The sequence below is a fragment of the Pseudomonas sp. HLT2-19-2 genome, from assembly GCF_054898005.1.
Genome location: NZ_CM142712.1, coordinates 3,712,963 through 3,736,785 on the forward strand (window position 1 = coordinate 3,712,963; position 23,823 = coordinate 3,736,785).

Annotated in this window: 20 protein-coding genes; 14 read left to right on the plus strand and 6 right to left on the minus strand. The window is 59.7% G+C overall.

Annotated features, from left to right (window positions below; genetic code table 11):
- Nucleotides 1-22 precede the first annotated feature (22 nt).
- The 4 genes from uvrC to ACYZTU_RS17300 form a co-directional block, all read right to left on the minus strand.
- Nucleotides 23-1,846, minus strand: a complete 1,824-nt coding sequence (uvrC, locus tag ACYZTU_RS17285; protein WP_461964439.1) for an excinuclease ABC subunit UvrC — start codon at nt 1,844-1,846, stop codon at nt 23-25.
- Nucleotides 1,847-1,848: 2 nt separating this feature from the next.
- Entirely contained in the window at nt 1,849-2,490 is a 642-nt protein-coding gene (gacA, locus tag ACYZTU_RS17290) for a response regulator transcription factor GacA (RefSeq protein ID WP_008015884.1), read from the minus strand.
- A 126-nt stretch (nt 2,491-2,616) separates the two neighbouring features.
- Nucleotides 2,617-3,060 (minus strand): GNAT family N-acetyltransferase, encoded by a 444-nt coding sequence (locus tag ACYZTU_RS17295; RefSeq protein ID WP_461964441.1) that lies wholly within the window; start codon nt 3,058-3,060, stop codon nt 2,617-2,619.
- A complete protein-coding gene (locus ACYZTU_RS17300; RefSeq protein ID WP_461964442.1) occupies nt 3,060-3,818 on the minus strand; it encodes a carbon-nitrogen hydrolase family protein in 759 nt (252 codons plus the stop codon). Before ACYZTU_RS17300 ends, ACYZTU_RS17295 begins: the two co-directional genes overlap by 1 nt.
- A gap of 159 nt (nt 3,819-3,977) precedes the next feature.
- On the opposite strand from ACYZTU_RS17300, the gene ACYZTU_RS17305 reads away from it, so the two are divergent.
- From ACYZTU_RS17305 to ACYZTU_RS17360, 12 genes are all read left to right on the plus strand, one after another.
- Nucleotides 3,978-4,106, plus strand: coding sequence for a hypothetical protein (locus ACYZTU_RS17305; protein WP_461964444.1), 129 nt, complete (start codon nt 3,978-3,980; stop codon nt 4,104-4,106).
- Between the two features lie 337 nt (nt 4,107-4,443).
- Nucleotides 4,444-5,532, plus strand: a complete 1,089-nt coding sequence (locus tag ACYZTU_RS17310; protein WP_461964445.1) for a 3-deoxy-7-phosphoheptulonate synthase — start codon at nt 4,444-4,446, stop codon at nt 5,530-5,532.
- 287 nt (nt 5,533-5,819) lie between these two features.
- Nucleotides 5,820-6,701 carry a lipase family alpha/beta hydrolase gene (locus ACYZTU_RS17315; RefSeq protein WP_461964447.1) on the plus strand — a complete coding sequence of 294 codons (882 nt, stop codon included), beginning with the start codon at nt 5,820-5,822 and terminating at the stop codon, nt 6,699-6,701.
- 108 nt (nt 6,702-6,809) lie between these two features.
- Nucleotides 6,810-7,091 (plus strand): peptidylprolyl isomerase, encoded by a 282-nt coding sequence (locus ACYZTU_RS17320; protein WP_266018674.1) that lies wholly within the window; start codon nt 6,810-6,812, stop codon nt 7,089-7,091.
- A 135-nt stretch (nt 7,092-7,226) separates the two neighbouring features.
- A complete protein-coding gene (locus ACYZTU_RS17325; protein ID WP_461964449.1) occupies nt 7,227-9,095 on the plus strand; it encodes an extracellular solute-binding protein in 1,869 nt (622 codons plus the stop codon).
- A complete protein-coding gene (locus ACYZTU_RS17330) occupies nt 9,095-10,156 on the plus strand; it encodes a microcin C ABC transporter permease YejB (RefSeq protein ID WP_461964450.1) in 1,062 nt (353 codons plus the stop codon). The genes ACYZTU_RS17325 and ACYZTU_RS17330 overlap by 1 nt, the downstream gene beginning before the upstream one ends.
- Complete coding sequence (locus ACYZTU_RS17335; RefSeq protein ID WP_449643577.1) at nt 10,156-11,178, plus strand: ABC transporter permease; 1,023 nt, start codon at nt 10,156-10,158, stop codon at nt 11,176-11,178. Before ACYZTU_RS17330 ends, ACYZTU_RS17335 begins: the two co-directional genes overlap by 1 nt.
- A 27-nt stretch (nt 11,179-11,205) precedes the next feature.
- Nucleotides 11,206-12,789 (plus strand): ABC transporter ATP-binding protein, encoded by a 1,584-nt coding sequence (locus ACYZTU_RS17340; RefSeq protein WP_461964452.1) that lies wholly within the window; start codon nt 11,206-11,208, stop codon nt 12,787-12,789.
- Nucleotides 12,786-14,201, plus strand: coding sequence for a sigma-54 interaction domain-containing protein (locus tag ACYZTU_RS17345; RefSeq protein ID WP_461964454.1), 1,416 nt, complete (start codon nt 12,786-12,788; stop codon nt 14,199-14,201). The genes ACYZTU_RS17340 and ACYZTU_RS17345 overlap by 4 nt, the downstream gene beginning before the upstream one ends.
- A gap of 295 nt (nt 14,202-14,496) precedes the next feature.
- Entirely contained in the window at nt 14,497-15,888 is a 1,392-nt protein-coding gene (locus ACYZTU_RS17350) for a GntP family permease (RefSeq protein ID WP_461964456.1), read from the plus strand.
- Nucleotides 15,889-15,895: 7 nt separating this feature from the next.
- Nucleotides 15,896-16,681 (plus strand): 3-hydroxybutyrate dehydrogenase, encoded by a 786-nt coding sequence (locus ACYZTU_RS17355; RefSeq protein WP_461964457.1) that lies wholly within the window; start codon nt 15,896-15,898, stop codon nt 16,679-16,681.
- Nucleotides 16,682-16,705: 24 nt separating this feature from the next.
- On the plus strand, nt 16,706-18,661 hold the full coding sequence (locus ACYZTU_RS17360) for an acetoacetate--CoA ligase (protein ID WP_461964459.1): 1,956 nt from the start codon (nt 16,706-16,708) through the stop codon (nt 18,659-18,661).
- Nucleotides 18,662-18,668: 7 nt separating this feature from the next.
- On the opposite strand, the gene ACYZTU_RS17365 is transcribed toward ACYZTU_RS17360, so the two are convergent.
- Nucleotides 18,669-19,778 (minus strand): PilT/PilU family type 4a pilus ATPase, encoded by a 1,110-nt coding sequence (locus ACYZTU_RS17365; RefSeq protein ID WP_461964460.1) that lies wholly within the window; start codon nt 19,776-19,778, stop codon nt 18,669-18,671.
- Between the two features lie 117 nt (nt 19,779-19,895).
- On the opposite strand from ACYZTU_RS17365, the gene ACYZTU_RS17370 reads away from it, so the two are divergent.
- Together ACYZTU_RS17370 and ACYZTU_RS17375 are read left to right on the plus strand one after the other, a co-directional pair.
- The gene (locus ACYZTU_RS17370; RefSeq protein ID WP_461964461.1) at nt 19,896-22,433 is read left to right on the plus strand and encodes a hybrid sensor histidine kinase/response regulator; all 2,538 of its coding nucleotides are present in this window, start codon (nt 19,896-19,898) and stop codon (nt 22,431-22,433) included.
- A 55-nt stretch (nt 22,434-22,488) separates the two neighbouring features.
- On the plus strand, nt 22,489-22,764 hold the full coding sequence (locus ACYZTU_RS17375) for a peptidylprolyl isomerase (RefSeq protein ID WP_007898282.1): 276 nt from the start codon (nt 22,489-22,491) through the stop codon (nt 22,762-22,764).
- A 116-nt stretch (nt 22,765-22,880) separates the two neighbouring features.
- Here ACYZTU_RS17375 and ACYZTU_RS17380 read toward each other — a convergent pair whose 3' ends face one another.
- The gene (locus ACYZTU_RS17380) at nt 22,881-23,816 is read right to left on the minus strand and encodes a sugar kinase (RefSeq protein WP_461964463.1); all 936 of its coding nucleotides are present in this window, start codon (nt 23,814-23,816) and stop codon (nt 22,881-22,883) included.
- Between the last annotated feature and the right edge of the window lie 7 nt (nt 23,817-23,823).

Here is a 23,823-nt window from a genome sequence, read left to right on the forward strand (position 1 = left end):
GGCTACGAGGTGAGGGGGCATTCTACTCGCTGTGCAGATTTGCATAAATCAACTCTGCGAGCTTTTTACTGATCCCGGGGGCTTTGGCGATCTCTTCGATGCTGGCACGAGACAGCTCCTGCAATCCACCAAAATGTTTCAACAAATCGCGACGACGGGTCGGCCCGACACCGGCGACGCCCTCAAGTGTAGACGTTCGGCGGGTTTTCCCACGACGTGCGCGGTGCCCGGTAATCGCAAAACGGTGAGCTTCGTCGCGGATCTGCTGGATCAAATGCAGCGCGGGAGAATCGCCGCGCAAGGTAAATTCGTGGGCAGCATCGTTCAGGTACAGGGTTTCGAAACCGGCCTTGCGCGTGGCGCCCTTGGCCACGCCCAGCAGAATCAGGTCAGGCACTGCCAGCTCATTGAGCACGTCGCGGGCCATGGACAACTGTCCCTTGCCACCGTCCACCAGCAGAATGTCCGGTAGCTTGCCCTCCCCGTCCTTCAGTTTGCTGAAGCGTCGAGTCAGGGCCTGGTGCATCGCGGCGTAGTCATCGCCTGGGGTGACGCCTTCAATGTTGTAGCGACGGTAGTCGGCCTTGATCGGGCCTTCGGGACCGAACACCACGCAGGATGCCACGGTCGCTTCGCCGCTGGAGTGACTGATGTCGTAACACTCCAGACGCTGGGGTGGCTCGTCCAGGTTCAGCACTTCTGCCAGCGCATCGAAACGTGCGGCAACGTGTTGACGATTGGCCAGGCGTGCACCCAGCGCCTGTTCGGCATTGGTGACCGCCAACTGCTGCCAGCGTGCTCGCGTGCCACGAACCCGATGGCTGATGATCAATTCGCGACCGCGCAACTCTTCGATGGCCGCGATCAGGGTCGGGAAGTCTTCGTGAACCACGTTGACGATCAGTTCGCTCGGCAAGTCGCGTTCTGGACTGGTGATGAAATACTGGCCGAGAAACGCCGCCATGACCTCGGAAACGTCTTCTTCAATACCCACCTGCGGGAAGAAGTTCTTGCTCCCCAGCACCCGCCCGCCGCGCACACTGATCAAATGAACGCAGGCACCACCCGGATTGACAAACGCGGCGATCACATCGACATCGCCGGTCCCGCCTTCCATGCTCTGCTGATCCTGAACCCGGCGCAGTAATGAAATCTGATCGCGTAACTCGGCCGCTCGCTCGAACTCGAGGTTGATCGCCGCCTCTTCCATTCCTGCGGACAACTCATCCGTCAGTGCATTGCTGCGCCCCTCAAGGAACATCACCGAGTGCCGCACATCTTCGGCATACACCTCAGGCTCCACCAGCCCGACACAGGGCGCCTTGCAGCGTTTGATCTGGTATTGCAGGCAAGGACGCGTGCGGTTCTTGTAATAGCTGTCTTCGCACTGGCGAACGAAAAACGTCTTCTGCAGCAGGCTCAGGCTTTCGCGAATCGCACCGGCGCTGGGGTAAGGACCGAAATATTTGCCCTTGGCCTTTTTCGCGCCGCGATGGATGCTCAAGCGTGGAAACTGGCCATCCGAGAGAAAGACATAGGGGTAGGATTTGTCGTCGCGCAGCAGGATATTGTAGGGCGGACGCCACTCCTTGATCAGCGTCTGCTCAAGCAGCAAGGCTTCGGTTTCATTGGCCGTAATCGTCGTTTCGACCTGAGCGATACGTGCCATCAGCGCAGCGGTCTTGGGCGCAAGACCGGATTTGCGGAAGTAACTCGACAGACGATTCTTGAGGTTCTTGGCCTTACCGACGTAGAGCAGGCGTGCCTCGCTGTCGAACATGCGATACACACCCGGACGCCCACTGACTGTCGACAGAAAGGCGCTGGGATCAAAGGCTTCAGTCATATTCAGAGGCTGGCATCAACCATGCCGTGACGAACCGCCAACAGCGTCAACTCGACATCGCTGCTGATCGAAAGTTTTTCGAAAATGCGGTAACGGTAGGTATTCACTGTTTTTGGCGACAGGCAGAGCTTGTCGGAAATGATCTGGACTTTCTGACAGCCGACGATCATCAACGCGATCTGGATTTCCCGCTCCGACAAGGCGTCGAAAGGCGAATCATTGGTCGGCTGGAAGGATTTGATCGCCAACTGCTGTGCAATCTGTGGGCTGATGTAGCGTTGCCCGGCGAATACCAGGCGGATGGCCTGGACCATTTCCGGCAGCCCGGCACCCTTGGTCAGATAACCCGCGGCACCCGCCTGCAACAACCTTGTAGGAAACGGGTCTTCTTCGCACACGGTGACCGCGACGACTTTGATATCCGGATGGCTGCGCAATAATTTGCGCGTGGCTTCAAGACCACCGATACCGGGCATCTTGACGTCCATCAGCACCACATCGGGTTTCAACTCACGCGCCTTGAGCAAGGATTCTTCCCCTGACTCAGCCTGGCCGACTACTTGCAGGCCATCGATGTCAGCCAGCATTCGTGTAATGCCTGTACGAACGAGATCATGGTCATCGACTACTAGCACCCTAATCAAGCAGACACCTCGCGATATGGTCTTATTGGGTTGCCGACACCTTAGCAAAAAGCGACTGGCAGACCTAGCGGCAAGCGTCATATAAAAAGTTTCAATACATCTTGAAAGGCTTGTCGTATGCGTGTTTCAGCCAAGCAAGGCATCGATATCGCGCTGCATTCTCAGGAAACACTCGTCCGTGCCGACTACCTTCAGGCCCTTTCTCTCATACAACCCTTGCGCGGGATTGTTTTCAAAAACCGTCAAACGCAATGCCGGACGCCGCTCCTTACACGCCATGGCGAATACCTGATCGATTGCCCAGGAACCCGCGCCCTGCCCTCGAAACGCTTCGATGACATGCAACTCGCGGATGTACAGGGCTTTGGCATCACGACTTAGACTGACGTAGCCCAGCAAGGTCTCGTCGCGCACAATCAACCAGTTCTCTCGCCCTGCCCAGCCCACATCGAAACCTTCGTCCTGCCACAACAGATCGTGCTGAATGTAATAGCGCAGCATGTTTTTGCGAGTCAGGTCACGAGCGAAGTCGAGGTCCCGGAGCGTCGCCGGGCGTAATTCAAATGCCATCAAGCCTCCGCAACAGCCACTATTTGCCCCTTCCAACCGTCAGCATCGCGTCGAGCCACGACCATCAGGTTGCCTGTACCCGGTGCGGCCGCAATCAGCGAGCCGTCCGACGCCCAGATTGCGCTGCGTCCTGCCGATTTCCAGCCACCCGTTGCACCGCCATGGTTGGCCATCAGGACCGCCATCGAATGAGCGCTGGCGTAGCCTTGCAACAGCGCGGTATCCGGGGCGTAGCCGTTTTCCGTGATTAGCACGCCCGCGGCATAGAGATCGGCGCCTTGCTGCGCCGCCGCGGCGGCATGACTGGCGTGAGAGAAATCCGCACACACCGCCAACGCAACAGTATCGGCACCCACGGTCAGGGTCGAACCGCCGGTTCCCGGTGCAAACGCCACCTCCTCGCCCGGATGCAGATGCTGCTTACTGTAGATCCCGAGCGAACCATCGACGCCCAACACCAGCGCCCCAATCAATACTGGCGAATGTTCCGACAGCCGAATCGGCATCCCGACGACTGTCGTCACACCGACTTCCCGCGCGAAATTCCGCAGCGGCTGCAGAACCTCGGCGTGCGGCGCAATGGCCAATTCAGCCGCAAGTCCACGCTCGTACCCGGTCAGCGATAACTCAGGGAACACCAGCAATTGCACGCCTTGCTCTGCGGCAACGTGCATGAAGCGCTGATGCCACACAATGTTCGCGGCAAGGTCACCGGCGATGGAGATCGATTGAGCAGCGGCGATGATCAGTGACGTCATGATTCGTCCTTGTGACGTTGTACAAAAGCGGAGCACAAAGTGTGTCACAACCGGCGACGCACTCAAGCGATAGAAAACGCCGTCGGTGATCGATAGCATTTTCTGATTGAATCCGCGTACCGGCCTCGAGTAAGCTCGGCGCATTCATCGGAGAACACCATGTCCAACACCCTCTCACAGCTTCGTACCGCCAGCGCCCTGCGCTCGGTGGCGGCTGCTCGGGTGAACGACATCTGTGCTTCGGTCAGCTTTTATTTTGGGTATTGGTTTAGCCACTGGCGCGCCTGATACCCACACGGCGCCCACTTTAAACGGGTCGCCACCAGAGAATTCTCAACCCCCGGTCGGCTTCCCGACCGGGGGTTTTGTTTTTTCAGCCCCGCACATTTTTAGCGACACACCAGACAAACCAGAGGATTCAAAAATGAACTACGCCACTTATTACCGTTACGACAGTTTTACCGCCTGGCGATTTAGCAGCCTCCGCTCGGGACAGCCTGCCGCCTCCGACCGGTCACCCACAGGTGGCAAGCACACACACGCAGCCAATCCGGCCAATTGTCGAACACCCCAGTAGGGCCGAGCGCGCGGGAACGAACCCGCCGCCAGCCCAGGAAGCCCGAATATGAACTCGTCCGCCTCTGCTCTGCCGCTGTCCACGTTGAGCCCTGCCAATGAAGCGCTGACCTTGCGTCTGCCAAGCTCATTGCAACTCAAACAGCAATTACCGCTCAGCAACGCCCTGAGCCAGCAAGTCGCCGCCCACCGCCAAGCGGTTCGCGCGATCCTCAACGGTGAAGACTCCCGCCTGCTGGTCATCGTCGGCCCCTGCTCGATTCATGATCCGAAGTCCGCCCTCGAATACGCTGGCAACCTCGCCCGCCTCGCCGCCGACGTCAGCGGTGAAATGCTGCTGGTGATGCGCGCTTACGTCGAAAAACCCCGCACCACCGTCGGCTGGAAAGGCCTGGCCTACGATCCCCACCTGGATGGCAGCGATGACATGGCGGGCGGTTTGACGCTGTCCCGCGAGTTGATGCGTGAAATGCTCCGCCTGGGACTGCCGATTGCCACCGAACTGCTGCAACCGATGGCCGCCGGTTACTTCGACGACCTGCTGAGCTGGGTCGCTATTGGCGCTCGCACCACCGAGTCGCAGATCCACCGGGAAATGGCCAGCGGCCTGAGCATGCCGGTCGGCTTCAAGAACGGCACCGATGGCGGGGTCGGTGTTGCCAGCGACGCCATGCGCGCCGCCGCCCATCCGCATCGCCATTTCGGTGTCGATAGCCAGGGTCACCCGGCAATCATTCAGACCCCGGGCAACCCCGACACGCACCTGGTCTTGCGCGGAGGCCATCGCGGGCCGAACTACGACCGCGCGAGTGTCGCCCAGGTGCACGGCGATTTGACCCAACTCAAGATCCCGGCACGGATCATGGTCGACTGCAGCCATGCCAATAGTGGCAAAGACCCGTTGCGTCAGCCGGCGGTGTTCAACGACGTGCTTGAACAACGCCTGCAGGGTGACCGATCGCTGATCGGCATGATGATCGAGAGCCATCTGTTCGAAGGTTGCCAACCGCTGGGCCCGTCAATGCGTTACGGCGTGTCAGTCACGGACGGCTGCCTTGGCTGGAGCGGGACGGAACAGCTGTTGCGCCAGGCAGCCGACCGGCTCATGGCACAGAGCCGGGAACAACAACCGGCGTGAGCCACACCCTCGTCCAGTCCCCAACAGAGGTCTGGACGTCGGAATCGAGACACGATTAGCAGGTAAATAGCGTTCCCGAAGTAGGCCATCGCAGAAAAACGCGCTGTTACAGATAAAAAGATGTCCAGATATTCCGACCAAGGCCTCATCTACTTTCGAGCTTTCGTACATTTTCTATTCCGTTTTCATCAGGTTACAGCGGCTTTTTCATACAACGCCGAGCAGCTGGTGTGCTTTAGAGTGAGCCCATCAACACACCTCTGAACGACTGCGAAAAAGGAAAGAACATGCTACGGAATGCAACTACTCAGTATCCGATCCTGTTGATCCACGGGCTCTTCGGCTTCGATCGCATCGGCAAGATCGAACTCTTTCATGACGTCAAGCAGGTCCTCAGGAGTGCAGGCGCAAGAGTGTTTATCCCGCACGTGTCGGCTACCCATAGCAATGAAGTCCGCGGTGACCAACTCCTGGCGCAGATCGAACGTGTACTGGAAGGAACCGGTGCGAGCAAAGTCAACTTGATCGGCCATAGCCAAGGCGCGCTCGCCGCACGTTATGCGGCGGCGGTCGCACCGCAAGCAATCGCTTCGGTGACTTCCGTCAGTGGACCGAATCACGGCTCGGAGCTGGCCGACTTCTTGCGCAAGGCGCTAACGCCCGGGCGCCTGCCGGAACACGTCGCCGCGGCGGTTGCAACGTTGTTCGCAGACTTCCTGTCGTTGCTCAGTGGCAACCACCAACTGCCGCAAAACGCCATAGCCGCGCTGAATGCCCTGACCACCGAAGGCGTCGGCGTGTTCAACGACAAGTACCCCCAGGGATTGCCGAAAACCTGGGGTGGAAAGGGTCGCGAGCTGGTCAATGGGGTACGTTATTATTCCTGGAGCGGCATCCTGCAGGGCGACATCCTCGACAAAGGGCTCGATGCCCTGAATCCACTGCACGGGTTTCTCCGCGCCTTTTCCCACTACTTCACCACCGAAGCCGAGCAGAACGACGGTCTGGTTGGCCGCTACAGCTCTCATTTGGGCAAAGTCATTCGTTCCGACTATCCGCTGGATCATCTGGACAGCCTCAGTCAGACCGCCGGCCCTTTGCGCAAGGGCATCGACCCGATCGCCCTGTATGTGCAGCATGCCGAGCGCCTGAGAAATGCCGGCCTATAAAGGCATGCCATACCGGCCTGCGCGGTCTGGACGGAACTTTGAGAAGAAATAGACCACTGAATCCGGTAGGCTCCGCATTTTACTGAACATTGAAAGGAGTATTTTCCCATGCCTAAAGCCACTGCCCGTCACATCCTGGTTGCCTCGGAAGCCAAGTGCAACGAACTCAAAACCCAGATCGAGGGCGGCGCCGATTTTGCCGAAGTCGCCAAAGCCAATTCCACGTGCCCTTCCAGCCGCCAGGGCGGTGATCTGGGTTCGTTCGGTCCAGGCCAGATGGTCAAGGAATTCGACACCGTGGTCTTCAGCGCACCGATCAACGTGGTGCAAGGCCCGGTCAAGACCCAGTTCGGTTACCACCTGCTGGAAGTGACCAGCCGCCAGGACTGATCAACCGTTACGTATTCTGCACAACGGCCCGCCTTTTGGTGGGCCGTTGTGTTTGGGATACGTGATACGAGTGGCGAGGGACGCGCCGCTAGCGTACAAATTGTGGTTATTGACCACCCGGCTCTAAGGCTGACAATGCGACTGGCTTTCCCTACTTTGTTGTTCACTGCCGTGACCCTGTTGTTGGGCGTCACCGGTGTGAATGCAGCACCGCAACATGCGTTGACCGTGTACGGTGAACCGGCGAAGTATCCTGCCGGCTTTAGTCATTTTGCCTACACCAACCCGCAAGCCCCCAAGGGTGGCACGATGCGCCGCTCGGCGATCGAGATCGGTCATTTCGACCATATCTTGCCGTACATCGATAAAGGCATCGGCGTCACACAGATCGACGGCCTGCTTTACTCGCCCCTGGCCCAGCGATCGCTGGACGAGCCTTACACCGTGTACGGTCTGGTGGCTACGATGATGGAGCGCTCGGACGACGGTTTGTTCCTGCGCTTCTACCTGAACCCCAAGGCCCGTTTCGCGGACGGCAAACCGATCACGGCCGAAGACGTGCGCTACACCTTTGACCTGTTGATGACCCAGGGCAGCCTGCGTTATCGCACCCAGTTCGCCGACGTCAAAGGCGTCGAAGTGGAATCACCTCTAACGGTTCGGTTCGACTTGAAAAGTAATGAGAACCGTACCCTGCCCCTCGATATCGCGACCTTGCCGGTGTTTCCCGAGCATTGGTGGAAGACTCGCGACTTCGCCAATGGTGGCGGTTACGAGCCGCCGTTGGGCAGCGGCCCCTACAAGGTGAGCAAGGTTGACTCCGGTCGCAGCATCACCTTTGAGCGTAATGCCGATTGGTGGGGCAAGGATTTGCCGGTCAGCCGCGGCCTCTACAACTTCGATCGTTTCAGCATCGAGTACTTCGGCGATACCGACGTCGCCCGCCAGGTCCTGCGCGGCGGTGCCTACGACTACAACCGCGAATTTTCCGCCACCGGTTACTCCATCGGCTACGAAAGCCCGGCCCTGAGCGACGGGCGCTTGCAAAAGGCGCATCTGGCAATACAAGCGCCCCAACCGGCGCAGGGCTTTGTGTTCAACCTGCAAAACCCACTGTTCCAAGACCGTCGAGTACGCCAGGCACTGGTCATGCTCTGGGATTTCGAGTGGAGCAACCGGCAGATGATGCGAGACATGTACATCCGCCAGCAGAGTTTCTTTTCCAACACCGACCTCGCCGCCCGACAACTGCCGGACGCCGGCGAGTTGGCGATTCTCGAACCGTTGCGCGGGCAGATCCCCGACGAAGTTTTCACCCAGGTTTTCGAAGCACCAAAAACCGATGGCAGCGGCCTGATACGCGACAAACAGTTGCAGGCACTCGACTTGCTCGAACAGGCCGGCTGGAAACCCTATGGCGATCAACTGGTCAACGCCGAAGGCAAGCCGCTGAGTTTCACTTTCCTGCTCAGCCAGAACGGCATGGACCGACTGCTGCTGCCTTATAAGCGCACCCTGAAACAGATCGGCATCGACCTGAACATCCGCCGCATCGACTCGTCCCAATACGTGAATCGCCTGATGAGCCGCGACTACGACATGATCGTCACCGGCTACCCGGTCACGACTTCGCCAGGGAGTGAACTGTTCAATTACTTCGGCTTGGCCTCGGCCAACGACCCTGGCGCCAATAACTACATGGTCCTGAAGAACCCGGCGATCGACACACTGGTCACCGGGCTGGTTCGCGCCACCACCCAACCCGAGATGCTGCGCTACGCCCACGCGCTGGACCGGGTGCTGCAATGGAACTACTACTGGATTCCCAACTATTATCCGCCGGGCACCTCCACTGTGTGGTGGAATCGTTTCGGCAGGCCCAACGAGCAAGCGAGCAATGACGAAGCCATCGAGAGCTGGTGGCAAATAAGCACCACCCCATTGACCAACCAACAGATGACGGCTGAGCAAATCAGCCGTGGCAAACCCGGAGGGCCGCGCTGATGTGGGCTTATATACTGCGGCGTCTGCTGTTGATCATTCCAACGTTGGTGATCATTCTTCTGGTCAACTTCATCATCGTCCAGGCCGCACCGGGCGGCCCGGTGGAACAGGCCGTCGCTCGGTTGCAAGGCATCGGCGGGGCGAGCGTCGGCGGCGGTTCCGGCGAAAACATGTCCGGCACCTCCCGATCCAGTCGCGGCCTCGACCCGCAACTGATCAAGGACATCGAAAAGCAATACGGTTTCGATAAGCCGGCGCACGAACGCCTGTGGCTGATGCTCACCAGTTATGCGCGCCTGGACTTCGGCAAGAGTTTTTTTCGCGGCGCGACCGTCACCGACCTGATCCTGGAAAAAATGCCGGTGACCATTTCCCTGGGGCTATGGGCGACGCTGATCACCTACCTGGTGTCGATTCCATTGGGCATCCGCAAAGCCGTGCACCACGGCAGCCATTTCGATATCTGGAGCAGCACCGCGATCATCATCGGCTATGCCATGCCGGCGTTCCTGTTCGCGATGTTCCTGATCGTAATCTTCGCCGGTGGCACCTCGCTGAACTGGTTCCCGGTGCGCGGGCTGGTCTCGGACAACTTCGAGTCACTGTCGACCGTGGGCAAAATAGCCGATTATTTCTGGCACCTGGTATTGCCAGTCACCTCGCTGGTGATCGGCGGGTTCGCCACGTTGACCATTCTGACCAAGAACTCCTTCCTCAATGAAATCACGCGCCAGTACGTGGTCACCGCTCGCGCCAAGGGCCTGAGCGAACGCCGAGTGCTTTACGGCCACGTGTTTCGCAACGCCATGCTGCTGGTGGTCTCGGGAATTCCTCAGGCGTTTATCAGCGTATTTTTCGCCGGGTCCCTGCTGATCGAAGTGATCTTCTCCCTGGACGGTTTGGGTCGCATGAGCTACGAAGCCGCGGTTTCCCGGGACTATCCGGTGGTATTCGGCTCGCTGTTCATCTTCACGCTGTTTGGCCTCTTGATAAAACTCGTCGGCGACCTCTGCTACACCCTCGTCGACCCGCGTATCGACTTCGCCTCGAGGAACGCCTGATGTTCAAGCTCTCGCCGTTAGGTCGTCGTCGTTTCGAGCGATTCAAGAAAAACCGTCGCGGCTGGTGGTCGCTGTGGTTGTTTGTCGGCCTGTTTCTGTTGACCCTCGGTGGCGAGCTGATCGCCAACGACAAGCCGCTGATCGTCAGCTATCAGGGCTCACTCTACTTCCCGGCCCTGAAGCGTCATACCGAGCAAGAATTTGGCGGGCAACTGCCATTCCAGGCGGACTACCGCAGCGACTATGTGCAGAATCTGATTCACAAGGACGGTGGCTGGATGCTGTTCCCGCCGATCCCCTTCAGCGACGACACGCCGAACTATGACCTCAATCAACCGACACCCAGCCCTCCGACGAAGGTTAACTGGCTGGGCACCGACGACCAAGCGCGGGACGTGTTGGCCCGAGTGATTTTCGGTGCGCGGGTGTCGATCCTGTTTGCCTTGATGCTGACCTTTGTCAGCGCACTGATCGGCATCGCTGCCGGCGCCCTGCAAGGCTACTACGGCGGCTGGGTCGACCTGATCGGTCAACGGCTGCTGGAGGTTTGGTCGGGGTTGCCGGTGCTGTACCTGCTGATCATTCTGTCGGGGTTCGTCGAGCCGAATTTCTGGTGGCTGCTGGGGATCATGGCGCTGTTTTCCTGGCTGGCCCTGGTGGACGTGGTGCGCGCCGAATTTCTGCGCGGACGCAACCTGGAATACGTCAAAGCCGCCCGGGCGCTGGGCCTGACCGACCGCAAAGTCATCGTCCGGCACATCCTGCCCAACGCAATGAACGCGACCCTGAGCTACCTGCCGTTCATTCTGACCGGGGCGATCTCGACCCTCACTGCATTGGACTTCCTCGGTTTCGGCATGCCCGCCGGCAGTGCATCGCTGGGCGAGTTGATCGGCCAAGGCAAGCAGAACCTGCAAGCGCCGTGGCTGGGATTGACGGCGTTTTTCACCCTGGCGCTGATTCTTTCTTTATTGGTATTTATCGGGGAGGCGTTACGTGATGCGTTTGATCCCCGATCTTGATCCACGATCTTGAAGCGGACTGCTGATATGAGTAACAACCTGATCGAAATCCGTGACCTCAGCGTGGCCTTCAGCGGCCAGACCGTGGTGCGCAACCTGTGCCTGGACATTCACCCCGGTGAATGCCTGGCGCTGGTGGGCGAGTCGGGCTGCGGCAAATCGGTGACCGCTCACTCGATCCTGCAACTGCTGCCCGAGACCGGCACCGAAACCACTGGCAGCATCCGCTATCGTGGCAAGGAGCTGGTCGGCGCTTCGGCCAAGGTGCTGCGTGAATTGCGCGGTAACCGCATCGCGATGATCTTTCAGGAGCCGATGACCTCGCTCAATCCGCTGCACAGCATCGAAAAACAGATCGGCGAAACCCTGCTGCTGCACAAGGGCCTGACCGGCAAAGCGGCGCAAGCGCGAATTCTCGAGTTGCTGCATCTGGTCGGCATTCAGAAGCCCAAAGAGCGGCTCAAGGCCTATCCCCATCAATTGTCCGGTGGCCAGCGGCAACGGGTGATGATCGCCATGGCCCTGGCCTGCGAACCGGAATTGCTGATCGCCGACGAACCGACGACAGCGCTGGACGTGACGGTGCAGCGCAAGATCCTGCTGCTGCTCAAATCCCTGCAACAGCGTCTCGGCATGTCGCTGCTGCTGATCAGCCACGACCTCAATCTGGTGCGCAGCATTGCCCAACGAGTGTGCGTGATGAAGGCTGGGGAAATCGTCGAGCAGGCACCTTGCGAAACGCTGTTTACCGAACCGAAACACCCTTACAGCTGCGTATTGCTGAACGCCGAACCGGAAGGTGAAGCTCTGCCCCGGGACGAGCGCGAGAACGTGCTGGAAGTGGACAATCTGCGGGTGCAGTTCGCCCTCGGTGGCGGGCTGTTTCAGCGCAAGACTTATCTCAAGGCCGTGGACGGTATCAGCCTGAATATTCAGCGCGGCAAGACGCTGGGTATTGTGGGCGAATCCGGTTCCGGCAAGTCGACGCTGGGCCAAGCGATCCTGCGCTTGCTCGATTCCGAAGGCAGCATTCGCTTTCAAGGTGAGGCGCTGGACGGTCTGACGCAAAAACAGCTGCGACCGTGGCGCAAGAAGATGCAGGTGGTGTTCCAGGACCCCTTCGGCAGCCTCAGCCCGCGGATGTCCGTGGCGCAGATCATCAGTGAAGGCCTTGAGGTGCATAGCCAGTTAACCGCTGACGAATGCAAAGCCGAAGTGATTCGGGCGCTGGAAGAAGTCGGCCTCGACCCGCAAAGCCGCCATCGCTACCCGCACGAGTTCTCCGGCGGCCAACGCCAACGCATCGCCATCGCCCGGGCGCTGGTGCTGAAACCGGCGCTGATCCTGTTGGACGAACCGACCTCGGCGCTGGATCGCACGGTGCAAAAACAAGTGGTCGCCCTGCTCCGCCAACTTCAGGAAAAACATGGCCTGACGTATCTGTTTATCAGTCACGACCTGGCGGTGGTGCGCGCACTGGCTCACGACATGATCGTGATCAAGGACGGCAAAGTGGTGGAAAGCGGCGCCAGCCACGACGTGTTCGATTCGCCGCAGCATCCGTACACCAAAGAGCTGCTGGCGGCGGCGCATCCTGGAGCCGTTCGATGAACACCACCGAAAGCCTCAAGGACTACCAGCGCGTTCGCCTGCTGGCGATCCGTTCGTTGTTCGAGATCATCGAGCAGTCGAGTGAAGGCACGGTGATTGTCGACCGCGATGCGAACATCGTCTGGATGAACGAGCGTTATGCCCGACGCTTCGGCCTGCAATCGGCGGAAGTGGCCATCGGCAAGTCCTGCGAAAGCGTGATCCCTGGCAGTCTGTTGCGCGAGGTGGTGCGCACGGGGCGGCCGATTTTGCTCGATATGCAAGACACCCCCAAAGAGCCGCTGGTGGTGATGCGCCTGCCGATTCATGACGACGCCGGTGTGGTGATCGGCGCCATCGGGTTTGCGCTGTTCGACGAATTGCGCAGCCTCTCGCCGATGCTCAAACGCTACATGAGCATGCAGGAAGAACTGGCCTCCACCCGATCGTTGTTACGAGCTAGGCAGACCAAGTACAACTTCGCCCATTTTATCGGTACCAGCGCCGCCAGCCTGGAAGTCAAACGCCGCGCCCGACGCAGTGCCAGCGCTGATTCACCGGTGTTGCTGCTCGGTGAAACCGGCACTGGCAAAGAGCTGCTGGCCCAGGCAATCCACGGCGCTTCGCCGCGCGCGCACAAAGCCTTCGTCAGCATCAACAGCGCGGCGATTCCAGAATCGTTGCTGGAAGCGGAATTCTTCGGCACCGCGCCCGGCGCGTTTACCGGCGCCGATCGCAAGGGCCGCGCTGGCAAGTTACAGATCGCCCAGGGCGGCACACTGTTTCTCGATGAAATCGGCGACATGCCGTTGCCACTGCAAAGCAAATTGCTGCGGGTACTGCAGGAAAAGGAATTCGAACCGGTCGGCTCCAACGAAGTGATCCAGAGCGATGTGCGAGTGATCGCCGCGACCTCCACGGATTTGCAAGCCGCGATTAAACGCGGCGAATTTCGCGCCGACCTGTATTACCGCCTCAACGTGCTGCCGATCCAGGTCCCGCCCCTGCGTGATCGACTCGATGACCTGCCGGCCCTCAGTGAAGCGATCCTTGAGGAACTGCGCAGTCAGCACGAACTGAACCGTGAAGCGCTGGAGCTGTTGGGTCAGCACGCCTGGCCGGGGAACATTCGCGAACTGCGCAACGTGCTGGAGCGCGCGGCATTGCTCAGTGATGACTTGATGCTGAATGCCCCGGATATCCGCGCGGCGATTGGTACGTTCACACCGGTAGAGCGTGCGGCGCCTGTCACGATTGTTCCGGTTGCGCACGAGACTTTTGGTGAAGCACGGGAGCGGTTTGATCGACAGTTGATTGAGGCCACCCTCGCGCAATGCGGCGGGAAGGTTGTTGAAGCGGCGGCGCGATTGGGGCTGGGGCGGTCGACGTTGTACAAGAAGATGGTGGCGTTGGGCATTGCCGAGTCTCTATAAAGAGACATCTATCTCTATTGGTAGATCGGGCCTCTTCGCGGGCAAGCCTCGCTCCTACAGGTCAGGGAGTTCGCGATTTATCGGCTGGCCACAAACCTGTAGGAGCGAGGCTTGCCCGCGAAGGCGTCCGCACGGCCGCTAAAAATCTCAAAACAGAGACAAAAATACGCACCCCCACATTAAATACAAATAATTTATTTATATTTCAATGTCTTACACGGATGGCACGAAACTCGCTATAGCCCTCTCCCACAGAAGATCCACCCTACAAAAATAACAATCCAGGAGACACACCATGAGTGTGATCATTGCCTTGGCAGCCCTCACGCTGCTGATGCTCGCGGCTTACCGTGGCTACAGCGTTATCCTTTTTGCCCCGATTGCCGCCCTCGGCGCCGTTCTGCTCACCGACCCTTCCGCCGTCGCTCCTGCCTTCACCGGGGTGTTCATGGAGAAAATGGTCGGCTTCATCAAACTGTATTTCCCGGTGTTCCTGCTCGGCGCGGTGTTCGGCAAGCTGATCGAACTGTCGGGCTTCTCGCGCTCCATCGTCGCAGCGGCGATTCGCCTCCTCGGCACGAGTCAGGCGATGCTGGTGATCGTACTGGTCTGCGCCCTGCTGACTTACGGCGGCGTGTCGCTGTTTGTGGTGGTGTTCGCGGTCTATCCGTTTGCTGCTGAAATGTTCCGCCAGAGTAATATTCCCAAGCGACTCATCCCGGCGACCATCGCCCTTGGTGCATTCTCGTTCACCATGGACGCCCTGCCCGGCACCCCGCAAATCCAGAACATCATCCCCAGTACCTTCTTCAACACCACCGCCTGGGCCGCGCCTTGGCTGGGCTTGATCGGCTCGATCTTCGTGGTCTGCGCCGGCATGCTGTTTCTCCAGCGCCAGCGCAACAAGGCGCAGCACGCCGGTGAAGGGTATGGCACCGATCTGCGCAACGAGCCGCAAACCGCTGCCGACATCAAACTGCCAAATCCGTGGATCGCTGTGTCGCCGCTGCTGGCCGTCGGCATCATGAACCTGCTGTTTACCCAGTGGATTCCGCAGTGGTACGGCAAGACCCACAGCCTCGCGCTACCGGGCATGGCCGCGCCGGTGACCACCGAAATCGCCAAGCTCACTGCGATCTGGGCGGTTCAGGCGGCCTTGCTGGTGGGCATCATTATGGTGTTGGTGTTCGGCTTCCAGGCGATTCGCGGCAAGTTGGCCGAAGGCAGTCGAAGTGCGGTCAGTGGTTCGTTGCTGGCGGCGATGAACACCGCGTCGGAATACGGCTTTGGTGCGGTGATCGCCTCCTTGCCGGGCTTCCTGGTATTGGCCGACTGGCTCAAAAGCATTCCCAATCCGCTGGTCAACGAAGCGATTACCGTGACCCTGCTGGCCGGTATCACCGGTTCCGCGTCTGGTGGTATGAGCATTGCGCTGGCGGCCATGGCCAATGACTTCATCGCAGCGGCCCACGCCGCCGACATTCCGCTGGAAGTGCTGCACCGGGTGGCCGCAATGGCCAGTGGCGGCATGGACACCCTGCCGCACAACGGCGCGGTGATTACCTTGCTGGCGGTCACCGGCCTGACCCACCGCGAAGCCTACAAAGACATTTTCTGTATTACGCTGATCAAGACCCTGGCGGTTTTTGTGGTGATCGGTACTTTCTACGCCACTGGCATTGTGTGAGGTATTCATGACGACTCTTTCGGGCAAGACTGCACTGGTCACCGGTTCCACCAGCGGCATCGGCCTGGGCATTGCCCTCAGCCTGGCCAAGGCTGGCGCCAATCTGATCCTCAACGGTTTCGGTGATGCGTCCAAAGTGATTGCCGAGGTCGAGCTGCTCAATAACAAAAGCGGTGGCAAGGTTGGCCATCACCCGGCCGACGTGAGCAACCCTGAGCAGATCGCCGACATGATTGCCTACGCCGAGCGTGAGTTCGGCGGCGTGGACATTCTGGTCAACAATGCCGGCATCCAGCATGTGGCGTCGGTGGAGGATTTCCCGGTGGAGCGCTGGGATTCGATCATTGCGATCAACCTGTCGTCGGTCTTCCACAGCACCCGCTTGAGCCTGCCGGGCATGCGCGCCAAGGGCTGGGGACGGATCATCAACATCGCTTCGGTGCATGGCCAGGTCGGGTCGGTGGGCAAGGCGGCTTACGTCGCGGCCAAGCATGGGGTCATCGGTTTGACCAAGGTGGTGGGCCTGGAAACGGCCACCACCAACGTCACCTGCAACGCCATCTGCCCGGGTTGGGTGCTGACGCCGCTGGTGCAGAAGCAGATTGATGACCGCATCGCCAAAGGGGTCGACCCGCAGCAGGCGCAGCATGATTTGCTGGCCGAGAAGCAGCCGTCCCTGGCGTTCGTCACGCCGCCGCAATTGGGCGAACTGGTGCTGTTTTTGTGCAGCGAAGCCGGTAGCCAGGTGCGTGGCGCGGCGTGGAATATTGATGGTGGGTGGTTGGCGCAGTAACCCACAGAACGAGAGAGGCAAGCCATGTCCGACATCCTCTGGCAACCCAGCGTCAAGCGCATCGGCAAGACCCGCATGGAGGCTTTCCGGCGCTTCATCAATCAGCGGCACAACCTCCACGTCGACGACTACCCTGCCCTGCATCAATGGTCCATCGATCAGCGCGAAGCGTTCTGGCAGGCCATCGTCGATTTCTTCGACATCCGTTTCCATGATCAACCGGACGCTGTGCTGGTGGAAGGCCCACAAATGCCCAGCGCCCAATGGTTTCCCGGCGCCACCCTGAATTTCGCCGAGCACCTGCTGCGCCGTCGCGACGATGCCGTGGCAGTGGTGGCCATCGGTGAAAACGGCCAACGCGAGCAGCTGACCTGGGCCGAACTGGCGGAGCATGTCGCCGGTTTTCAAAATAGCTTGATCGCCGCTGGCGTCGTCGTTGGCGATCGAGTGGCCGCGTGCATGCCAAACACCTGGCAAACCCTGGTGGCCATGCTCGCCACCACCAGCCTGGGGGCGATCTGGTCCTGCTCTTCACCGGACTTCGGCACTCAAGGGGTGATCGATCGCTTCGGCCAGATCGAACCGACCGTGCTGATCACCTGCGCCGGTTACCGCTATGCCGGCAAAGAGATCGAGCAGACCGCCAAGGTCAACGAGATCCTCGAACGTCTGCCGTCCTTGCAGCACCTGATCGTCGTGCCTTACGCCCGGCCACAGGCGCACATCGAGGACTTCCACACCCGGGCCAACGTGACGCTCTGGGATGATTTCTACGACGCTGGCGGTGAACCGGGTTTTGTGCCCGTGCCCTTCGCGCATCCGCTGTACATCCTCTATTCCAGCGGCACCACAGGCGTGCCCAAATGCATCATTCACAGCACCGGCGGCGTGTTGCTGCAACACGTCAAGGAACATGGCCTGCATTGCGATCTCGGCCCCGGCGACCGTTTGTTCTACTACACCACGTGCGGCTGGATGATGTGGAACTGGCTGGTCTCGGCACTGGCCGTGGACAGCGCGGTGGTGCTGTATGACGGCTCGCCGTTTCATCCCGCCACCGAGCTCCTGATCGATCTAATTGACGACGAACGCGTCAGCGTGTTCGGCACCAGCCCCAAGTACCTCGCGACCCTGGAAAGCAACGGCGTCAAACCTCGCGAAAGCCATGACCTGAGCAGCCTCAAAACCCTGCTCTGCACCGGTTCCGCGTTGTCGCCACAGAGTTACGACTATGTCTACCGCGACCTCAAGGCTGACCTGTGCCTGGCCTCGATGTCCGGCGGCACCGACATCGTTTCGTGTTTTGTGAACAGCAATCCGCTGCAACCCGTGCGCCGTGGCGAGATACAAGGCAAAAGCCTGGGCATGGCGGTGGAAGTCTGGAACGACGACGGCCAGCCTGTGATCGGCGAAAAAGGTGAGCTGGTGTGCACCCGGCACTTTCCGGCAATACCCATCGGGTTCTGGAATGATCCTCAGCAGGAAAAGCTTCGTGCCTCGTATTTCAGTCAGTTCCCCGGGGTCTGGGCCCAAGGCGATTACGCTGAACAATTGCCCCATGGCGCGATGATGATCCACGGACGCTCCGACGCCGTGCTCAACCCCGGCGGCGTGCGCATCGGCACGGCGGAAATCTACCGTCAGGTGGAGAAGGTCCCGCAGGTACTGGACAGCGTGGCCATCGGTCAGCAATGGCTGGATGACGTTCGGGTCGTGCTGTTCGTACGTTTGCGTGACGGTGTCGAACTCGACGAGGGGCTGGAACAGCAGATCCGCCAGGTCATCCGCGCCAACACCACACCACGGCATGTACCGGCGAAGATTGTCGCGGTGACGGACATTCCACGGACGATCAGTGGCAAGGTTGTCGAGTTGGCGGTGAGGAATGTGGTGCACGGGCAGAAGGTGAAAAATACCGATGCGCTGGCCAATCCCGAGGCGCTTGAACAGTTCCGAAACCGACCGGAATTGCAAAGCTGAGCGAGCCTCAGTCCATCAACCCCCATTCACCCGGTGGTGTATGGGGGCCCGGTGATGCTTCGGCGTGCAGCTTTAGCCGCAGGCGCAAATTATTCACCGAATCCGCATGTTTGAGCGCTTCCTCTTCTTCAATCGCCCCCTCGATGACCAACGCGTATAACGCACCGTCAAACGTCTGCATCCCCAGTTCCACAGACTTCTCCATGATCCCCTTCAGTTCTGAAAACTCATTGCGCCGGATCAGATCGCCGATGGTCGGCGTCCCGAGCATCACTTCTACCGCCGCCCGTCGCTTGCCGTCGCGGGTGCGCACCAAGCGCTGGGAAACGAAAGCCTTGAGGTTGTTGCCCAAATCATTAAGCAGCTGCGGCCGGCGCTCTTCGGGGAAGAAGTTGATGATTCGGTCCAACGCCTGATTGGCGTTGTGCGCATGCAGAGTGGAAATGACCAGATGACCGGTATCGGCAAATGCCAGCGCGTGCTCCATCGTCTCGCGGTCACGGATTTCGCCGATCAGCACCACGTCCGGTGCCTGGCGCAGGGTATTTTTCAATGCAGCATGGAAACTGCGGGTATCGACGCCGACCTCGCGCTGGTTGATGATCGACTTTTTGTGCCGATGGATGTACTCGACCGGGTCTTCGATGGTGATGATGTGGCCACTGCTGTGGCGATTGCGGTAGTCGATCAATGCCGCCAGCGAGGTGGATTTACCGGAGTCGGTGGCACCGACGAACAGCATCAGCCCTTGTTTGAGCATCACCGTCTCGAGCAGTACCGACGGCAGGTTGAGGTCTTCGAAACGCGGAATGTCGAGTTTGATGTTGCGCGCCACGATCGACACATCGTTGCGTTGTTTGAAGATATTGACCCGAAAGCGCCCGACACCTGTCAACGAGATCGCCAGGTTCATCTCCAGCTCCCGATCGAACTCCAGACGCTGTTCGGCGTCCATGATTGACGCGGCAATGGCCGCAATTTCTCCCGGTTTGAACGGCTGATCGGCCAAGGGTTTAAGCACGCCATCGAACCGTGCGCTGGGTGGCGCACCGGTGGACAGGTATAGATCGGAGCCATCCTGATTGGCCAGGAGCCTCAACAGTGATTCGATTTCCATGGCAAAAAGCACCCGCGAAGCATTCAATGAACAGAAATGACCCAAAATGGGTCATCCAGCGTCTACTGCCTTAGGATAGTTGACGCCGTCACACCGACTTCAGTGCAGGACAGGTAGATGAACGCATCACCGACCGGCAGCGATGCCCAGGCCTTGATTGCCCGACTGGACTGGAGCCGCAGCCCGCTGGGCGCGGCCAGTACCTGGCCGCAGAGCTTGCGAACCGCCGTGGACATCGTGATTCATTCGCCGATGCCCATGCTGTTGTTGTGGGGTCCGCAGCTCACGCAGATCTACAACGACGGCTTTGCCCTGCTGTCCGGCAGCAAGCATCCACACGCTTTCGGACAGCCGACGCACCTGATCTGGCCAGAGTTAAGGGAATTTACCGACCCCATTTACAGCGCCGTCCTACAAGGACAGGTGCGGACCTACAGCGAACAGCGCTTCACCTTGCAGCGCGATGGCCATGATTCCGACTTCTGGCTGGACCTGACCTACAGCCCCATCCGCGATGAAAGCGCCCAGGTCGTCGGGATTCTGGTCACCGCCATCGAAACCAACGAACGCCGACGCATCGCCCTCGAACTCGAACAGCGTTCGGCCGCCAGCCTCAAGGCCCAGCACGAAACCGAGGAGCGTCTGCAACTGGCCCTCGCCGCCACTGACGCCGTCGGCACCTGGGACTGGGACATCGGCGAAGATCGCTTCATTGCCGACACCCACTTCGCCCAATTGCACGGCGTCGACCCGCTGCTCGCCAGCCAGTTGCCCATTAGCGCCTACCTTCAGGGGGTGCACCCGGAAGACCGCGCCATGGTCACCCGCAGCATCAAGCACTCCATCACCCACGGCACCGAGTACGCCGAGGAGTATCGCCTGCTGCAACCTGATGGCCAGCTGCGCTGGGTGTTTGCCCGGGGACGTTGCTACAAGGACCACCATGGCCGGCCGATTCGCTTCCTCGGTGCTGCCCTGGACCTGACTGAACGTAAACACACCGAGCAAGCCTTGCGGCAAAGTCAGACCGAGCTGCAACTGATCATTAACGCCATGCCGATCCTGATCAGCTACGTGGACAGCGAGGAGCGCTTTCGCCTGAACAATGCGGCCTACCTCGATTGGTACGGGCTGACGCCTCAGGAGCTCTATGGCAAAACCATCCGTGAAGTTCTGGGTAAAGAAGCCTATGCGTTGCGCGCCGAACACATCGCCCTGGCACTGTCCGGCAGGTCTTGTAGTTTCAGTATCAGCACCCCGCACCGTGACGGCAGCATCCGCCATGCCCTGATGAACTACTTGCCGCGCCACGGTGCGGATGGAGCGGTCAATGGTTTCTACATCTTTGTGATTGACGAAACCGAGCGCAAACAGACCGAAGAAGCCCTGCGCAATCTCAACGAAACCCTTGAGGAACGTGTCGTCGCCCGCACCCAACAACTGGCCGAAGCCAACCAGCGGCTGCAGAACGAGATGTTCGAACGCGAGCGCGCCGAAGAGGCGTTGCGGCATGCACAGAAGATGGAAGCGCTCGGCCAGCTCACCGGCGGCATCGCCCATGACTTCAACAATATGCTCACGGGGATCATCGGCAGCCTCGATTTGATGCAGCGCTACATTGCCGATGGGCGCGCCGCCGAGGTTGGCCGTTTCACCGAGGCGGCAGTGTCCTCGGCCAACCGTGCCGCCGCCCTGACCCACCGCCTGCTGGCGTTTTCCCGGCGTCAGTCACTGGACCGCAAGCCGCTCAACGCCAATGATCTGATCCATTCCCTGGAAGACCTGCTCAGCCGGACCAAGGGCGACCACATCGAACTCACACTGCAACTGGCCGATGACGTCTGGCCGGTCAGCACGGACGTCAGCCAACTGGAAAACGCCCTGCTCAATCTGGTGATCAACGCCCGGGACGCCATGCCCGATGGCGGTGAGTTGCGGATCGAAACGGCCAACGTTTACCTCGACAGCAGTGACATCAACACCCTGGAACCGGTCAAGGCCGGGGATTATCTGATGATTGCCGTCAGCGACAACGGTACCGGCATGTCACCGTCGGTGCTGGCCAAGGCCTTCGACCCGTTCTTCACCACCAAACCCATCGGCCAGGGCACCGGTCTCGGGCTGTCGATGATCTATGGTTTTGCCCAGCAGTCGGGCGGGCATGTCAGCCTTTTCAGCTTGCCGGGCCAAGGCACCAGCGTGCGTCTGTACCTGCCACGGCTACACGTTTGCGAGCCGGTCAATACCCTGATGCCGGTCACGAGTGAGGCGCCGGCCGCCATCGCCGGTGAAACCGTGGTGTTGGTGGAGGACGATCCGGCGGTGCGCATGCTGGTGCTCGACCTGCTCCACGAGCTGGGTTACCACACCTATGAAGCCGAAGACGCGAAGACTGCCCTGCCTCTGTTGGAATCCGATCTGCGGGTAGATTTGCTGGTCACCGACGTCGGGCTGCCGGGAATGAACGGTCGACAATTGGCGGAAATCGCGCGCCAACACCGCCCCGGTCTTAAAGTGCTGTTCATGACCGGTTATGCGGAAAAAGCCGCCGAGCGCCAGGGCTTCCTGGAGGAAGGCATGGACATGGTGGCCAAACCCTTTTCAATTGACCTGTTGGCCAACAAGATTCGCGCGATGATCGGTCAACCGGACTGAGTTAAGGCATAATCGCGCGCCGCGCTGCCACCACCGTTGCAAGGTACCTGCCCCAATGAAAGCTCAAGCCCGCCATATTCTGGTGAAAACCTCGGAAGAAGCCGAACAGCTCAAACAACGCATCGCCAAGGGCGAAGCCTTCGATGTGCTGGCCAAGAAGTATTCCACCTGCCCGTCCGGCAAGCGCGGCGGCGACCTCGGTGAAGTACGGCCCGGGCAGATGGTCGGGGTCATCGATGCCGTGATCTTCAAAAAACCGCTGCGCGTGGTACACGGGCCGATCAAGAGCAAGTTTGGTTATCACCTGGTGCAGGTGTTTTACCGGGATTGATGCATCACTGTAGGAGCTGCCGCAGGCTGCGATCTTTTGATCTTGCTCTTGAAAATCAAAATCAAAATCAAAATCAAAAGATCGCAGCCTGCGGCAGCTCCTACAGGGGATCGCGTTCAGTCTTGGGGGATCAGTGCCCCAGGCACCTGAATCACCCGACTCGCCAAACGATGCCCCGCTTCAGCAGCCTCAACCGGACTGCCGCCCTTGAGTCGACTGGCCAGATACGCCGCACTGAACGAATCCCCCGCCGCCGTGGTGTCCACCACTCGCTCAACGACCTGGGCCGGCACCTCGAACGACTCCCCGTCACAGCGAATCAGACACGCCTCGGCGCCACGCTTGAGTACCACCTCAGGCGTGCCGATCTGCTCGTAAGCAGCAAACACCGCCTCGCAATCGGAAAAATGAAACAGCGCCTGCTCGTCATCAACGGTCAGCAACGCCAGGTCGACATAGGGCAGAACGCTGCGATACGCCGCCCGAGCCTCTTCAACCGAGGCCCACAAACGTGGCCGGTAGTTGTTGTCGAACACGATCCGCGCATCCCGCTGCCGGGCTTCGATCAGGGTTTCCAGTAACTTCTCCCGCCCCTGCACACCGAGTACCGCCAGGGTGATGCCACTGAAATACAACACATCGTAATCTGGCAGTGCCGCCAGGATTGGCGCGGCGGCTGGGTTAGTAAAGCAATCGCGGACTGCCGCTTCATTGCGCCAGTAGAGAAAACGCCGCTCGCCGGCAGCGTCAGTCTGGATGCAATACAAGCCGGGCAAGCGACCGGGCAAGCGCTGGACCCTGCCAAGCCCGATGTTTTCGTCGGCCCAGCTCTGGCACATGGCATCGCTGAAACTGTCGTCGCCCAGGGCGGTGACGTAATCCACCGTGCCGCCCTCGCCCAACTCCCGGGACAGGTAGACCGCCGTGTTCAAGGTATCGCCACCAAAACTCTGTTGCAGGCTGCCGTCGGCGCGTTGCTGCAGCTCGATCATGCACTCGCCGATCAGGGCGATGCGCGGGGTGTTGGGGCCTAGGGTGCTGATGGTGTGCATGTTGTGG

Excerpts from the sequence above, each read along its gene's own strand:
- uvrC (WP_461964439.1), bottom strand. The coding sequence starts at position 1,846 with ATGACTGAAGCCTTTGATCCCAGCGCCTTTCTGTCGACAGTCAGTGGG.
- ACYZTU_RS17295 (WP_461964441.1), bottom strand. The coding sequence starts at position 3,060 with ATGGCATTTGAATTACGCCCGGCGACGCTCCGGGACCTCGACTTCGCT.
- ACYZTU_RS17300 (WP_461964442.1), bottom strand. The coding sequence starts at position 3,818 with ATGACGTCACTGATCATCGCCGCTGCTCAATCGATCTCCATCGCCGGT.
- ACYZTU_RS17305 (WP_461964444.1), top strand. The coding sequence starts at position 3,978 with ATGTCCAACACCCTCTCACAGCTTCGTACCGCCAGCGCCCTGCGCTCG.
- ACYZTU_RS17310 (WP_461964445.1), top strand. The coding sequence starts at position 4,444 with ATGAACTCGTCCGCCTCTGCTCTGCCGCTGTCCACGTTGAGCCCTGCC.
- ACYZTU_RS17315 (WP_461964447.1), top strand. The coding sequence starts at position 5,820 with ATGCTACGGAATGCAACTACTCAGTATCCGATCCTGTTGATCCACGGG.
- ACYZTU_RS17320 (WP_266018674.1), top strand. The coding sequence starts at position 6,810 with ATGCCTAAAGCCACTGCCCGTCACATCCTGGTTGCCTCGGAAGCCAAG.
- ACYZTU_RS17325 (WP_461964449.1), top strand. The coding sequence starts at position 7,227 with ATGCGACTGGCTTTCCCTACTTTGTTGTTCACTGCCGTGACCCTGTTG.
- ACYZTU_RS17330 (WP_461964450.1), top strand. The coding sequence starts at position 9,095 with ATGTGGGCTTATATACTGCGGCGTCTGCTGTTGATCATTCCAACGTTG.
- ACYZTU_RS17335 (WP_449643577.1), top strand. The coding sequence starts at position 10,156 with ATGTTCAAGCTCTCGCCGTTAGGTCGTCGTCGTTTCGAGCGATTCAAG.
- ACYZTU_RS17340 (WP_461964452.1), top strand. The coding sequence starts at position 11,206 with ATGAGTAACAACCTGATCGAAATCCGTGACCTCAGCGTGGCCTTCAGC.
- ACYZTU_RS17345 (WP_461964454.1), top strand. The coding sequence starts at position 12,786 with ATGAACACCACCGAAAGCCTCAAGGACTACCAGCGCGTTCGCCTGCTG.
- ACYZTU_RS17350 (WP_461964456.1), top strand. The coding sequence starts at position 14,497 with ATGAGTGTGATCATTGCCTTGGCAGCCCTCACGCTGCTGATGCTCGCG.
- ACYZTU_RS17355 (WP_461964457.1), top strand. The coding sequence starts at position 15,896 with ATGACGACTCTTTCGGGCAAGACTGCACTGGTCACCGGTTCCACCAGC.
- ACYZTU_RS17360 (WP_461964459.1), top strand. The coding sequence starts at position 16,706 with ATGTCCGACATCCTCTGGCAACCCAGCGTCAAGCGCATCGGCAAGACC.
- ACYZTU_RS17365 (WP_461964460.1), bottom strand. The coding sequence starts at position 19,778 with ATGGAAATCGAATCACTGTTGAGGCTCCTGGCCAATCAGGATGGCTCC.
- ACYZTU_RS17370 (WP_461964461.1), top strand. The coding sequence starts at position 19,896 with ATGAACGCATCACCGACCGGCAGCGATGCCCAGGCCTTGATTGCCCGA.
- ACYZTU_RS17375 (WP_007898282.1), top strand. The coding sequence starts at position 22,489 with ATGAAAGCTCAAGCCCGCCATATTCTGGTGAAAACCTCGGAAGAAGCC.
- ACYZTU_RS17380 (WP_461964463.1), bottom strand. The coding sequence starts at position 23,816 with ATGCACACCATCAGCACCCTAGGCCCCAACACCCCGCGCATCGCCCTG.